The following is a 13,734-nucleotide window of genomic DNA, read 5'->3' as shown; positions in this document are numbered from 1 at the left end:
AACACGCGGTAGACATCAGGCCTTACTCCCGAACGTGTTCGGGGGAACCCCCTCCACGGCTCCCAGTAAACACGCAGGTGATGCCAGCAACCACACTCGACCTGCGGGAAACGCCGCCGGCGGAACGACACGCCAAGATACACGACTCGTTTGAGGCGCTGTCCGCCGGGGAGACGCTTCGGATTATCAACGACCACGAGCCAAAGCCGCTGTTCTACGAGCTGCAAGCCGAAGTCGAGGCGTTCGACGCGGCGAACTACCAATGCGAGCAGGACGGCCCACAGAAGTATATCGCCGACCTCCCAAAGCAATGAGCGAATCGACCGCCGCAGAAACGGAGCGAGCAACGCTCGACGGCGATTCGGACGGTCGGACCAGACTGTTCGACGGGGAGCCAAAAACCATCCAGTTGACGCTCGATGCAGGCGAGTCGATTCCGCCTCACACGCATCCCGGTCGGGACATCGTGTTCCTCCTCCGTTCGGGTGCCGTGGACCTGACGCTTGGCGACGAGACGCTGTCACTCTCGCCCGGAGACATCGTTCGGTTTGACGGTGACCAAGACATCTCTCCCGCTGCAACGGCGGACAGCGAGGCACTGCTAGTGCTCGCAGCGTCGTCGGAATAGGCTCACTACCGGCTGTACCTTCGTACAGCTATGTGCGCCCCCGGGGGACCAATCTTATTCACGGGCGTACAGCCCAGTATCACTCGAACAGTGAGAGCGCTGTTTCGATCCGTTCGTCGTCCGAACTCCTCGCCGCGTCCCGTAGACTCGCTCGAGGGACAGCGAGCAGTCGCTCGACGAGTCGTTCGCTCAGTTCCTCAACGACGAGCCGCTGGTCAGCCGTTAGTTCGCCATCAGTCTGTAGCTGTGACAGCGTCCGTTCGAGTTGCTCCCGCTGAATCTTCGCTCCTCGGCTGTCGATCCGAGCGATCGCTTCGTCGACGTCGACAGGTGGCTCTGTGTTCCGACTCATCTGCGCCAGATGATTGTCACTGTCGAGTCGTCGGTCTCAACACTTTCGAAGTCGTAGCCTCTGTCCTTGAGTTTCGGGTAGAGATGCTGCGGGGCGCGGTCGTTGAACTGGACGAGGATGGTGTCATCGTTCAACTCCGCAAGCCGCTCTAGTGTCTGCTTGAGTGGCTTCGGTGGCCCGAGCGACTGCACATCAAGCCGTTCCATCGGCGCGTCATCGGGCGCATCCGTTTCCGAAATCAGGGCTGCGGTTTGCGCTGTTGGCTGGTGGTTCGCCGTCATGTGTTCCCGTTTGGCTGTGACCGGGCCGACTGTTTTCCCGAACATATTCGGCCACATTGCCAGCAAGGACAGGGTCGTAGTAGACAACAATGAGCGGAATACCTGCTGACGTGGACGCAGACGCCGCACCGCCAATGACGGTCCCGCTGCGTCATTTCGTCGTCGCACTGGCGTTTCTGGTCGCTGGTGTCTCCGTTGGCGTCGTCGAGGGGCGGGCCGGCCACCTCGCGCAGGTCCACCTCCTGCTTGCGGGGTGGGTCTGTCTCACGATTATGGGTGCGCTGACACAGTTTGTCCCGGTCTGGTGCGGAATCGAACTCCATTCCCGCCGCCTTGCTGCTGTGCAGTTACCGCTCGCTGCGGTCGGGTTCGCGGGGCTGGCGGCTGCGTTCCTGACAGCAACCCCCGCCATCTTACCGGTCGCCGGAGCGTTCGCGCTGGTTGGGGTCTGGACTCTCTGTTACAACATCGGTCGGACGCTACTCGCTGCAGCGCCCGATGTCACGGCGATTCATTTCGGCTGGGCGCTGGTATTTTTCGCCCTCGTGACGGCCGCCGGGTTCGTGCTGGCAATGGACCACGCCGTCGGCGTCCTCCCGCTGCTGGGAATCGGCCGACAGGGCCTCTTGCTTGCCCATGGAACACTCGCCGTGTTCGGCGCGGTCCTGACGACTGTCGCGGGCGCACTGGCACAGCTCGCTCCGATGTTCACGCAGGCAGACACCGGCAGAATCGACGCGGCGGTCCAGCGGGCTGAAACGGCCGTCTATCCGCTCGGCGTTCTTGCGTTGGCCGGTGGTCGCCTGGTCGGCTCTCCCGTTCTGGCCCGGCTCGGCGCGGTTCTCGTCGCTGCTGGTCTCGGCGCGGTGGCGGTGCTTCTGGCGCGACAACTCGTCGGTGCGCGTGTCGAGTGGTCGCCGATGCTGACCCGCTATAGCGTCGCGGCGCTGTCGCTGTTTCTCTGGGCAGGGCTGACGGTGGTCGCGTGGTGGAACGACCCGCTCGCGTACACCGGGCTGCTCGGTCAGCCGTCGACAGCGCTACTCGTCGGCGGCATCGGCTTTGTCGTCTTCGGGACGCTGTATCACGTCGTCCCGTTCATCATCTGGGTCCACCGGTACAGCGACCGCCTCGGCTTCGAGGACGTTCCGATGGTCGATGACCTGTACGACCACCGCATCGCGGCGGTAGATGGTGTTGCAGTGACTATTGCGTACGCCCTCCTCGCGAGCAATCAGTGGTTTGCGACACCGGACGGCACGGCGCTGGTCGCCGGGATTTTCGCGTTTTTCGGGACGCTGCTGTTCGCGGGCAACCTCGTCGCTGTCCTCGTTGCGCATAGCCCACAATCGCTGCCAACACTGCTGACCGGTCGTGAACACACGCCTGCCGAGGACTCGTGACTCAAGTTGGCGTGGTCGGCTGGTCCGTATACAGCGAGTAGGTCAGAATAAAGAACCCAGCAGCGGTAAACAGTTCCTCAACAGTGACGCTCTGTGCCACCGGCAGCCCGACAAGCTGGTGCAGGCTGCCGCCGAGTATTGCGCCCAGTGTGACGAACCCGATTCCGAGACAGAGCGCTCGCATCGCCGGTGCCTGAGTACGGCGGTACGCGCGGTAAGTCAACGTTGTCAGTATCACGCCACAGAACAGCGTGACTGTTTTCATTCCGATTAACAACACTGCGTTCGCTCCAAGCATGACTCTGATTGACACGTCCTGCTAAATATACCGTCCGTAGCGTTTCCAGTCGGTGAGAATACCACTGTCACGACGCGACACGGACGTTGCCCGCTCGAAAAAATCGAGACGTAAGAGATCAAAAGACTGCCGCGCGGGTGCGCTACGGACTCGCTACCGAACGTACAGCGAGTACAGGATGATGCCCAGGCCGATGGCCGTCAGCGAACTCGACGTGAAGACGCTCACGGGAAGCAGTTCCTGCCCGAGAAACCTGCCGACAACGATATCGAGAACGCCGCCGGCAAACGCACCGAGGGTCACCACCCCGAACCCGTATGTGAGCCACTTGTGCTGGGGGCTTTTCGTCCGGCTGTACGCCTGATACGAGTAGTACGTTATCAGTCCGCCAAGAATGAGGATCAGTGTCTTCGAGACGACGATGCCGACCTGTGAACTTGGGATGTGTACCATGGTTATGTCTCCTTTCGCACCTCAGACCAGAGGTTTTCGAGTCGTTGGTCCGGCGTCCGAGCGCGGTGTGAGATGTCGACGGTGAGCGACAGTTCCTCGTCGAGACTGATGACGACCTCCTCGAAATCAATCGCGTATCGGCTGGCGTGTTGGCCGTCCGACCGGACCTCAACGCCCTCGTACAGCAACGAGGATTCCGTCAGTAATTCGAGCTTTCGGTAGGTCGTCGATAGCGGTACGCCGCTCCGGTCGGATATCTCGCTCGCCGTCAACGGTTCCTCCAGTACGCTGACAATGGCGCGACAGTCCTCATCGTCGAGTGCGTCGAGGACCGCCTGTAACTCCGGCGTCTCCTCGTCAGCGAAGGGGTCCCGGACCATCCTTGCCCGAAACTGCCCGCCCAAGACGTTTAATATAACCGACTTCGGAGCGCTTACCGCCCGATACAGCCGACGTTTCCGCCACACAGCACGTAATATATGGGGGACTTATCTGTAACCGTGCCCCGGTTCCCAGTAACTGAGAACGGTTCTGCCGGCCTGAGAACTGGCTTTGGGGGTTTATACTGTGGTGTCTTAGCCCCAGTTGCTTATGGAAGACCAGATCGGCGCACCCGGATCGGGCATCTCCCGTCGTGACTTCGTGAAAGCCTCCGGCCTCGGTGGCACGGTGGCGCTTGCGGGCTGTACCGCGCCGGGTGAGGTTCCAACCGAAGAGTCAGTCGACGCCAGTACGACCCCAGCACAGTCCGAGGGGGACCTCCCGACCACGTCTCCCCCGGAGATCGTCAACGTTGACGAGCAGGGTGGCGAAGTGACGCTGTCCTCCGTTCCCGCCAAACACGAGGCCCATCCCGGCAAATCGATGGGCGGCCCGGTCGAACTGCCAAAGGTGTGGGCGTTCAAGGCCGACGACGGCGAACCGAGCGTCCCCGGTCCGATTCTCCGGACGACGGAGGGCGAGGACATGGAGGTCACGTTCGACAACACGGACGGTATGCGCCCGCATACGGTCCACTTCCACGCCGTCCAGAAGCAGTGGGAAGACGACGGCGTCCCGACGACCACGGGCATCCGCATCGACCCCGGCGAGAAACACACCTACACGATCCCCGCGAACGTGACGGGCACCCATCTCTACCACTGCCACTACCAGACCCATCGCCATATTGACATGGGGATGTACGGTATCTTCCGCGTCGACCCGAAGGGGTACGAGCCGGCCGACAAGGAGTACTTCATGACGCTGAAGGAGTGGGACTCCCGGCTGAACCAGCAGATGGCCGGCATGGACGCCAACTACGACGTTCGCAACCGCCGCCCTGACACGTTCACGGTCAACGGCAAGTCGGCACCCCGGACGCTCCACCCGGAAGATGGCTCGCCGATCATCGTCGAGCAAGGTGATACGGTGCGCATCCACATGTGCAACAACGGGTACATGGATCACCCGATGCACATCCACAACCACCGCTTCCAGGTGACCCACAAGGACGGCGGGAAGATTCCGGAAGCCGCCCGCCACGACCAGGATATCACCAGCATCCCGCCCGCCGGTCGGCACACGATTGAGTTCGAAGCCGACGCTGATCCCGGCATCTACCTCGCACACTGTCACAAGGTCAGTCACGCGATGAACGGGACCGCGTACCCCGGTGGGATGATCACTGGTGTCGTCTACAAGGAGGCGATGGACACCGACATCTTCAAACAGCTGATGGACTACGCCGGCTACGAAGCGTAAGACGGCGACCCCGCGTGTCGATTCGCGTCGAAGCGGCTTTTATCAGACATCCCAGCCCCACAGGTGGAACTAGGTCATACTGGTCCGGTGTAGTGTGGCTGAGTGAGCGTTTGTGTTCCGGCCGCGCCGGAAATCATCGGAATGTGGCTCCTGTCCTGAGTTGGGAGCGAATGTTCGCAAGACACGGGCACCATCGCTCCGTCGGTGGGATGCTACGTTCGAAAAAAGTCGAACAGGTCTGTAGTTCAGCCCGACAGCCGATATGGCGTTACCGGACGATGACGCTGCCTTTCATCCCGAGTGCCTTGTGGGGCGTACAGTAGTAGTTGTACACGCCGGTTTCCTCGAAGGTGTATTCGAACTTGACGCCTGTTCCACTAGCTGAGGACCCGGAATTGAACGTCTCGTCTTCCGCTACGACGTTGTGTGCGGCCCCCTTGCCGGTCCACTCCCATTGCACCGTTGTCCCGGTCGAAACCTCGATTGCGGCCGGGGCGTACGCGAAGTTCCCGTTGTTCCCCGATGCGCCGACATCCACCGTGACGGAGTCTTGATCGGTCGCGTCGGTCACACTGCCGTCGAAGTTACTCGTGTCGCTGAGATACGATGACACTGACGATGGGACGTCCCCGCTCCCGGATGCAGTAGCGGTCGCCTCCGCAGCCGTCGCCGTCTCCGTGGGCGCCGCTGTTGCCTCGCCAGCGTCCGCTTCGGTTTCGGCGCTTGGCGACTGCTCGCCCCCACTTGAGGTTGTCCCAGGTGCGGCACACCCAGCGATAGATGCTCCTGCAACCACTGTGCCGATGCTCGCGATGAACCGACGTCTGTCAAGATCGTCTGTCTCAGTCATAGGTATCGAATTGCGTTCCGCCCGACGCGTCACGCGACCATGTTGGTCATGAGGAAGTGAATATGTTCGGGGCGATAATAGCCGCGTGTGTTCCCAGGAGCTGGGAACGGGCTGGGCTACTGAAACCGTTCGTATGCCTACTCATGAACAAGGGTGCGTACGCGTTCGGTAGTTACAAACTCCTGTAGCCATCATGGACTCACACGAGTACACGAACTGCGCTGTGACCGAACGGTCTGACCGTGACGCCACACTATCGCACGATCATCTATGCAAACGAAGACACGACTACTCGTCGGCGGTGTGTTAATTCCGGTACTGTTCGGGGCGATGGCCGTCACCACGATGGGTGGTGCTGCCGAGTTTACGACGCCAACGAAGATAACGGACACCAACGAATACAACGGAGACAGAGTAAACCTCGAAGGGATCGTCATCGATATCGAACAGACAAACGATCAACTGTCTTTCAATGTCACTGACGAGAACGAATCGGTTCCTGTCGTCTATGACGGCCCGATGCCGGAAACGATGTCCGTCGGGCGGACAGTCGTTGCGAAGGGGTACTACAACGGAAGCGTAGTCGAGGCTGAGTCGCTGTCCATTCGCGCACACGAAGGTGAACACCCAGCAGGTCATAACAACTCAACGGAGTACGACGCCACGAAATACGAGTCGATGAACGGTACCCACGCGAACGTCACGGGCCACGAGAACGTGACGGCATACGGCAACGTGTCAAGCGATAACGGGACAAACAGCGAGCAAGTAGTCGCGGCACGGCCGGTATAATAACCACGTTATGATCCATGAGTGAGACGTCTGAGATTTTTCAGGGGCGGTCCCGCCGCGCAATCACTGTCTTCACCAGCGGGGTCTCGGTTGTGGGGACCTCGTTCGCACTGTACGGGACGTCTCGGGAGTTCGTCATCATCGCGGCGAGCCGAACCGCGCTGGACATCCTCCCGAGCTCAGTAGTCGCCTCGATCATCTGGAACTTCGGCGACCTGTCGTTTTCGCTTGCTCTCCTCGTGTTCGGAATCGCACTGGCCGGGGTCACTGGTGCGGTCAGCTACGCTGGCTTTCGGACAGGTGAGCGGCTTGTCGAAGGGGCTCCGAACATCGGTGGCATGGTGCTATCGCTGCTTGCCGTCTGGGTGTTCGTCGCCGCTACTGTCTGGGCACCGCTGCCCGCCATCGTACCTGCCGCCGCCGGGACAATCGGGACCGGGCTGGTGATTGCACGCTCGACCGACAACAGCAACGGGCAGCCGGCGACCCCTGATGACAGACGTGCGTTCGTAAAGACCCTCGCCGGACTCGGGGCTTACAACGTCGTCGCGCACGCTGTCGGATTCGTGCAGGGTAGCGGGTCCCAGACAGAGGACCTCTCGACATCGTCATCAGAACGTGAAGACGAGTCTAACCCGGTTGAACAGCGCCTCGCCACGGCCGCCGACCGGTCGTTCGATGTCGAGGGGATGGCCGGCCTGGTCGACACGACGGATTCGTTTTTCACCGTCGATATCAACCCCCGTCCGCCGACTGTCGAGGCGGATAGCTGGACGCTCTCAGTCACCGGCAACGTCGAGACGGAGCGAGAGTTTACATACGAAGACCTCAGACAGCGAGAAACGATCACCCGGTTCAAAACGCTCCGCTGTCTGGGCGACCCGGTCGACGGCGAGCAGATCGGGACCGCCCTCTGGACGGGCTGTTCGCTCATGGACCTCCTCTCCGAAGCCGGCGCGAACGGAAGCCACGTCGTCTTCCGCGCGGCCGACGATTACTACTACTCGATGCCGATGTCGATGCTTTCGGACGCGATGCTGGCCTACGGGATGAACGAGAGCCAACTCCCGCGCCAGCACGGGTTCCCGGTCCGCGCGCTGCTCCCTAACCGGTGGGGCAAACTCAACGTGAAGTGGCTCGACGAGATCGAGGTCGTCGACCAGTCGGAGAGCGGCTACTGGGAAGAACGAGGCTGGAACGGGATGGGAACAGTCAATACGGTCGTCAAAATCAGCACGAGTAACCGTCTTTCCGATGGGCGGGTCCAGCTCGGTGGACACGCCTATGCCGGAACAGATGGAATACGGGCAGTGCTTGTCTCACTCGATGGTGGCGAAACGTGGGACACGGCGACGCTATCGGACCAACTACCGGACCCGGACACTTGGCGGCAATGGAAGTACGAATGGCAGCCCGAACGCTCCAGCTACACTGTCATTGCGAAAGCAATCGACGGGACCGGAGCGGAGCAGACACGCGTGCGCTCAAGTCCGTTCCCGGACGGCGCGACCGGCTGGAGTCGGCTCGATTTGAGCGTCCAGTTGTAAAAACTGGCTCGGCCTGGTCAACCGGGACGGGAGCTGCGTTACTGATCGACGAGTTCCGAAATCTGTTCTTCGAGCGCCGTGACTTGGTTACGGAGATAGCCGACGTACATGATGAGTGCCAGAAAGACCGCGCTGTAGCCGACCAGAAGGAGGGGTTCCATCTTCAATCACCCCCCTGGCTCGGCCCCATCGCGTGGTCGTCGAGCGTCCGGTCGCGGCGGGCGTAGTTGACCCGACGTTTGAGTTCGCGTAGCTGTACCCGGGACCCGACGAGGTAGAGATAGACGAGCAGGAGTGCCGCGATGGAAAGGAGTAACGCCGGGACTGTAATCGTCGCGTCCGCGTCCGGATTCCCGGTCGTCGGTCGATGGAACGTGGGCGTCCAGAGCCGCGTGGACAGATACGAGAGCGGCACAGTCACGAACCCGACGATGCCGTACACCGACGTAATGCGCTTGAGAGAGGCAGAATCCCCGCCGGCGGAGTAGATGAGCAGGTAGCCCGCGTAGATGAACCAGATGACGAGGAACGTGACCAGACGGATGTCAGTCCACTCCCACCAGCTGTTCCAGATAACTTTCCCCCAGACGCTCCCGGTCACCAGCGTCAGCGTGACCATCAGGAACCCGACTTCGCCCGACGAATGGGCGAGGAACTCCCAGAACGGCGTCTCGGTCGCCAGATAGAGGGCACACCCGAGGAATGTCACTGTGAGCGCAACCGCTGCGGCCGTCGCCAGACCGATATGCCAGTACGCAATCAGGTTGATCTGATTGCTGACGCCGTACATCGAATCTGACGCCATGCCGAAGATGCTCCCCAGCGATGCAACCCCAGCGAGAAGGGTCAAGTACTTGATACTGCTAGACTGAAACAACGCGCGGAGATACGGAATCCCGCGGGTTTCGAGCCGTGACAATACGTTCATACGCTCAGTTCTTGAGGCCACACAAAAAACTGTTGTGCGGATTCTCAATCAACCACAGACCGGGAACCGATAGACTGCGCTTGTCTGCTTTAAGTATCCCCTCCCTGAATATTTACCGCTCCATTTTAAGAGGGCTAGGGAACATATGCGGTATATGTCGCGACAGCCGTTGGCTCGCGCCGTCTTCGTCGTTGGCATGTCGCTACTGTTGATTGGCGGACCTATTGTAAGCACCGTCGGTGCTGTGGATGGGGGGCCGTCAGGTGAAGCAGTGAGCGACACGCTTGACGAGACAGCGCAACAGACCGCACAGACGAGTAATCAGAGTAGCAACGAGACGTCCGATTTACCCGTCGAACCACCAACCAGTCAGCCGCTGCCGTCCTATGAGGAAGTCCGGAAGCCAAATGACACAGAGGCAAAGATCGAACTCGGGAAGAAACTGTTCTTCGATCCGCGCCTCTCTGACACCGGCTCTATCTCTTGTAACACCTGCCACAACGTGATGGAAGGTGGCGACGGCAGCCGAACTGTCGGTCGCGGTGTCCACGGCCAGACCGGGCCGCGCAACTCGCCGACGGTGTGGAACGCCGTGTTCATGAGCACTCAGTTCTGGGACGGCCGCGCCGACACGCTTGAAGCGCAGGCAAAAGGCCCCATCACCGCAGGCGTCGAGATGGGGATGCCGACCTCCGAGGCGGCGATGGAGAAGATACGTAACAACGAGGGCTACGTTGAGCTGTACGAAGATGTCTACGGCGGTGAGGACCCGGTCACGCTCAACAACACCGTCGACGCAATCGCTGCCTACGAGCGGACGCTCATCACGCCGAACAGCTCGTACGACCGGTACGTCAGAGGTGACGAGGACGCCCTGACCGAACGGCAGCTCAACGGGATGGAGACGTTCAAAGAGCTGGGCTGTCAGGGCTGTCACTCCGGGCCCGCGTTCAACGGCCCGCAGTGGCAGATGGAGAACGGAAACGGATACTACCAGAAGCTAGGCGTCTACCAGGGTTCGAACCCGCAGTGTGACCAGTACATCGACCGATACAACCTGTACGCTGACTCCGGGCGCGCCGGAGTGACCGGTGACAGCAGTGACGAGCATATGTTCAAGGTTCCGACGCTCCGGAACGTCGAGCACACAGCGCCGTACTTCCACAACGGTCAGGTCCGGACGCTAGAGAACGCGACGAAGGTGATGGCGTCCTGTCAGGTCGGTCAGAATATCTCCGACCAGCAGGCCGAGAACGTCACCGCGTTCATGACCAGCCTCACCGGACAGTACCCCGAGCAGCAAATGCCGCGTATCCCGTCCCGGAGTGGCGGCGAGCCGATGCTCCCCGAAGATGCGGGCGACGCATCTGCGCCGGACACTGACGACGCTGCTTCGGTCGGAACGCCCGCAGAGACGGCCGCAGCACAGCAGACAGCGGAACCACAGCAGGCAGGGGTCAGCGGCGGTAGCAGCGACGGGAGTTCCCCGACCAGTGCCGCCGCGTTCATGATGGCCGCGGCGTTGCTCATCGCGCTCCTTGCTGTGGCGTACGCCCAGCGCAAGCGGTAACAGGAATCGACAGCCTTTCTGGCATCACATATTTTGACACAGTCACCAAATGAACGCTCGTAAAACGATCACCATCGCGTTCTTCCTGGTAGTCCTTGGGGTAGGCTACTATTCGATGAACGCTGCACCGGTGGTCCGAGACGACGCACACACGTATCAGGGCGGTTTAGAGTGGGAAACCGACCCCGGTACTGCGCTCGATGCGGCCCAGTCACAGGACAAGCCGGTTCTGGTCTACTACTGGGCGACGTGGTGTACGTACTGCGAGCGGTATGACAAGAACCACTACCGGAACGAGACTATCCGTGCTGCGATGGATGACTACGTCCTGCTCGCAATAAACATCGACGACCCGGGGAACGGGACAGCGCTGGTTCGCCAGCACCAAGCGACGTATCCGCCACAACACCGGATTATGACGCCAAACGGCGACACTGTCGAGAGCGTTGAGGGGTACATCGGGCGGGACGAACTGCTTGCAACGCTTGAGAAGGGGTCCGAGGAGGCAACATGACAACAGTCGTATTCGGGCTAGCAGTCGGGACCTGGCTGCTGGCAATCGGCCTGTTCGGAAGCGTGCTTGCCACGGCGCTACTCGGCTACGAGTACGTGACCGGCGACGAGTCGTTCCTTCGCGTCAGCCAGGCTGCCGCGGGCGTCGCGACGGGGTCGTTCGTCATCGCACTGCTATACCTGACTTCGCAGTTTCTCAGTGGGGATTACACCAACGCGTATGTCTGGGACAACACTGCAAACTACCTCCCGACGCTGTACAAAGTCACAGGAGTGTACGCGTCCAACGCGGGATCGATACTTCTGTGGGCGATGCTCACGGCCGTTGTCGTCACGACGACCTTGCTTCTGGGCCGGTACAGCACACGCGGCGCACGTCTCTCGCAATCCCTTGGGATGGGTGTTGTCACCGTGTTCGCCTGGATGCTAGTCAACGAGAGCCCGTTTACTCCCCTGTCGGCAGAGTACCCGTCGGTCGCGGCTAACGGGATTCCACAGGACGGCAGCGGGCTGAACCCGCTACTGGTCGACCCGTTCATGGCAATCCACCCGCCGATAACGTTCTCGGCGTACGCGCTCATGGTGGTTCCCTTTACCGTTGGCGTGACCCACTTCGTTACCAGGCTCCGGGGGACAGAGAGCATCTTCGACGACTGGCTGGGCAGCATGACGCGCTGGCTCCGGGGGTCGTGGCTCCTGCTGACTGCCGCGATCACGCTTGGCGGCATCTGGGCGTATCGAGTCCTCGGCTGGGGTGGCTTCTGGTCGTGGGACCCAGTCGAAACGTCAGTGCTCATCCCGTGGCTCGGACTGACAGCCGTGTTGCATACGCTCAACCAGTACCGGCGCTCCGGCCGGTACGCAGTACTCGCGCCGGCTGCCACGGCGGCGTTGCTCCCGCTCGTCATCTACGCGACGACCGTGGTCCGGAGCGGTGTCTTCCGGAGCGTCCACTCGTTCGCCGGCGGGGGCATCGGGAGCGGCGTCCTGTTCCTCCTCGGAACGACGAGCACGCTGGCGGTCGGTCCCGCGTTCATCCACTGGTTCAGGACTGAGCAAAGCGACGCCGAAGAAGCGAGCCTGCTCGACCGGGCGACAATCTACCACGCTGCCGTGCTCGGGTTCATCCTGCTTGCGTTCGTCTCGCTCTGGGGCCTCACGTTCCCCGTGGTTCGCAGCCTCGCTTCAGGTGTCGAAGTCAGCGTCGACGCGCGGTACTACAACCTCTGGAGCTTCCCGGTCGTCGTCGGGATGCTCCTTGCCGGAGGGATGTACGCACAGCAAGAGCGCTTCAGTACGCGAGGGACAGTCGTGACCGCCGCTACAGTGCTCATCGCCGCCCTCGCCGTTGGTGTCGTGCTGGCACGACCTGAGTGGCAGCTGTCGTCGACTGAGCCGTTCGACCCGGTGTATTACCGCGCCATCGGGAGCCTCAGTGTGGTCACCGTGCTGCCGCCGGCCGTGTACTTCGCAGGCGCGTGGGTCGTCCGCTACGCGGGCCGTCTCCGCCGACTGACCGGACGGCAGGCGAAGCTAAACGAGACCGGCATCGCCCTCATTCACGTCGGCGCGGCGCTGCTCATCGTCTCCGTCTCCTTCGTCTATGTCTTCTCGACGACAGCGTCCGTCGGTATCGTGGGCGCGACAGAACTGGACGATACCGGCGAGCGAATCGTCCGCGACGTCGAGGGGTCGCCGTACACGGTCGAGGTAACCAACTACTCGCCGGAGAACACGCCGACGATGACCGAGGCGGCGATGACGCCGGCCGAAGCCGGCTCCGTTGACCCCTCGTCATCGGTGATTCTCGTAAAAGGAGAGGTGACCGCAGTGCAACGCTTCGAGGACACGACCATCGCACAGCTCAACGGGTCCCGCGTGTGGGTCGGTGCCGACAGCGGGACGGTGCAGTTCGAAGAGGGGTCGGTGATCGTCGCCCGCGGGACACTCTCTGACCCTCGTTCCGGGAACATCGACGCGCTCGTCTACACCAACGGGGAAAACGTCGGACCGGCGTCGGCCCCGCCGACAGACGTGTACTCGCCGCGGGTCGTCGACCATCGGTTCGACGTTCAACTGTACCGGGGCGACACGCTGGTCGCCGATGGCACTGTCGCTGAACAGTCGTATCGCGGTCGCGATATGCAGACGAACGACCCGCTCATCGAACGTGGCATCACCGGCGACACGTACGTCGTGGGGACTCGAACCGCGGGCGGGCTCTCGATCGAAATCAGTCGCTACCCGCTTGCCAACCAGATCTGGTTCGGCGTCGCAGTGATGCTCGTCGGCATGGGGCTGGTCTTCCTGTTCGATCCAGCGTCGGGTGCCGCCGGTGGCCGTCGCTCCGGAAATCGCGATTGAGTCGAAGCGCGG

At 61.5% G+C, this 13,734-nt stretch carries 17 protein-coding genes; 9 read left to right on the top strand and 8 right to left on the bottom strand.

The genetic code is table 11. The annotated features are described in order from the left end of the window. Positions 1-80 precede the first annotated feature (80 nt). Entirely contained in the window at positions 81-314 is a 234-nt protein-coding gene (locus tag G9C82_RS16745) for a DUF2249 domain-containing protein (protein ID WP_004956978.1), read from the top strand. Continuing rightward, positions 311-628 carry a cupin domain-containing protein gene (locus tag G9C82_RS16740; RefSeq protein ID WP_127014714.1) on the top strand — a complete coding sequence of 106 codons (318 nt, stop codon included), beginning with the start codon at positions 311-313 and terminating at the stop codon, positions 626-628. The genes G9C82_RS16745 and G9C82_RS16740 overlap by 4 nt, the downstream gene beginning before the upstream one ends. Before the next feature lie 79 nt (positions 629-707). On the opposite strand, the gene G9C82_RS16735 is transcribed toward G9C82_RS16740, so the two are convergent. Beyond that, a complete protein-coding gene (locus G9C82_RS16735; RefSeq protein ID WP_004956974.1) occupies positions 708-980 on the bottom strand; it encodes a glutamyl-tRNA reductase in 273 nt (90 codons plus the stop codon). Then, a complete protein-coding gene (locus G9C82_RS16730) occupies positions 977-1,261 on the bottom strand; it encodes a DUF2249 domain-containing protein (protein WP_164734779.1) in 285 nt (94 codons plus the stop codon). Before G9C82_RS16730 ends, G9C82_RS16735 begins: the two co-directional genes overlap by 4 nt. A gap of 89 nt (positions 1,262-1,350) precedes the next feature. On the opposite strand from G9C82_RS16730, the gene G9C82_RS16725 reads away from it, so the two are divergent. Further along, complete coding sequence (locus tag G9C82_RS16725; protein WP_011223591.1) at positions 1,351-2,664, top strand: hypothetical protein; 1,314 nt, start codon at positions 1,351-1,353, stop codon at positions 2,662-2,664. 1 nt (position 2,665) lies between these two features. Here the strand turns inward: G9C82_RS16725 and G9C82_RS16720 are convergent, their stop codons facing one another. From G9C82_RS16720 to G9C82_RS16710, 3 genes are all read right to left on the bottom strand, one after another. Further along, on the bottom strand, positions 2,666-2,962 hold the full coding sequence (locus G9C82_RS16720; RefSeq protein WP_011223590.1) for a hypothetical protein: 297 nt from the start codon (positions 2,960-2,962) through the stop codon (positions 2,666-2,668). A 153-nt stretch (positions 2,963-3,115) separates the two neighbouring features. Further along, positions 3,116-3,415 (bottom strand): hypothetical protein, encoded by a 300-nt coding sequence (locus tag G9C82_RS16715; RefSeq protein ID WP_004956966.1) that lies wholly within the window; start codon positions 3,413-3,415, stop codon positions 3,116-3,118. A gap of 2 nt (positions 3,416-3,417) precedes the next feature. After that, a complete protein-coding gene (locus tag G9C82_RS16710) occupies positions 3,418-3,795 on the bottom strand; it encodes a helix-turn-helix domain-containing protein (protein WP_004516178.1) in 378 nt (125 codons plus the stop codon). A gap of 211 nt (positions 3,796-4,006) precedes the next feature. On the opposite strand from G9C82_RS16710, the gene G9C82_RS16705 reads away from it, so the two are divergent. After that, a complete protein-coding gene (locus G9C82_RS16705; protein WP_004956964.1) occupies positions 4,007-5,158 on the top strand; it encodes a multicopper oxidase domain-containing protein in 1,152 nt (383 codons plus the stop codon). A 268-nt stretch (positions 5,159-5,426) separates the two neighbouring features. Here G9C82_RS16705 and G9C82_RS16700 read toward each other — a convergent pair whose 3' ends face one another. Next, entirely contained in the window at positions 5,427-6,008 is a 582-nt protein-coding gene (locus tag G9C82_RS16700) for a halocyanin domain-containing protein (protein WP_127014712.1), read from the bottom strand. Positions 6,009-6,278: 270 nt separating this feature from the next. Between G9C82_RS16700 and G9C82_RS16695 the strand changes: the two genes are divergently transcribed. After that, entirely contained in the window at positions 6,279-6,800 is a 522-nt protein-coding gene (locus G9C82_RS16695; RefSeq protein WP_004956961.1) for a cytochrome c maturation protein CcmE, read from the top strand. Positions 6,801-6,817: 17 nt separating this feature from the next. After that, entirely contained in the window at positions 6,818-8,347 is a 1,530-nt protein-coding gene (locus G9C82_RS16690; protein WP_127014711.1) for a sulfite oxidase, read from the top strand. A gap of 38 nt (positions 8,348-8,385) precedes the next feature. Here G9C82_RS16690 and G9C82_RS20655 read toward each other — a convergent pair whose 3' ends face one another. Both G9C82_RS20655 and G9C82_RS16685 read right to left on the bottom strand, forming a co-directional pair. Then, positions 8,386-8,508 carry a hypothetical protein gene (locus G9C82_RS20655; RefSeq protein WP_004956957.1) on the bottom strand — a complete coding sequence of 41 codons (123 nt, stop codon included), beginning with the start codon at positions 8,506-8,508 and terminating at the stop codon, positions 8,386-8,388. Between the two features lie 2 nt (positions 8,509-8,510). Further along, positions 8,511-9,275 carry a cytochrome c biogenesis protein gene (locus tag G9C82_RS16685; RefSeq protein WP_004956955.1) on the bottom strand — a complete coding sequence of 255 codons (765 nt, stop codon included), beginning with the start codon at positions 9,273-9,275 and terminating at the stop codon, positions 8,511-8,513. Positions 9,276-9,420: 145 nt separating this feature from the next. On the opposite strand from G9C82_RS16685, the gene G9C82_RS16680 reads away from it, so the two are divergent. Genes G9C82_RS16680 through ccsA form a run of 3 tightly spaced genes read left to right on the top strand, consistent with a single transcriptional unit; the run spans position 9,421 to position 13,722 of the window. Further along, the gene (locus G9C82_RS16680) at positions 9,421-10,845 is read left to right on the top strand and encodes a cytochrome-c peroxidase (RefSeq protein WP_004956952.1); all 1,425 of its coding nucleotides are present in this window, start codon (positions 9,421-9,423) and stop codon (positions 10,843-10,845) included. Positions 10,846-10,894: 49 nt separating this feature from the next. After that, a complete protein-coding gene (locus G9C82_RS16675; RefSeq protein ID WP_004956950.1) occupies positions 10,895-11,359 on the top strand; it encodes a thioredoxin family protein in 465 nt (154 codons plus the stop codon). After that, the gene (ccsA, locus tag G9C82_RS16670; RefSeq protein ID WP_127014710.1) at positions 11,356-13,722 is read left to right on the top strand and encodes a cytochrome c biogenesis protein CcsA; all 2,367 of its coding nucleotides are present in this window, start codon (positions 11,356-11,358) and stop codon (positions 13,720-13,722) included. Before G9C82_RS16675 ends, ccsA begins: the two co-directional genes overlap by 4 nt. The last annotated feature ends 12 nt before the right edge of the window (positions 13,723-13,734 follow it).

Source organism: Haloarcula sp. R1-2 (assembly GCF_011627385.1).
In the GTDB taxonomy this organism is placed as follows: Archaea; Halobacteriota; Halobacteria; order Halobacteriales; family Haloarculaceae; genus Haloarcula; species Haloarcula marismortui.
Note: the sequence above shows the minus strand (reverse complement) of the source record. Positions and strands in the feature narration are given on the sequence as shown.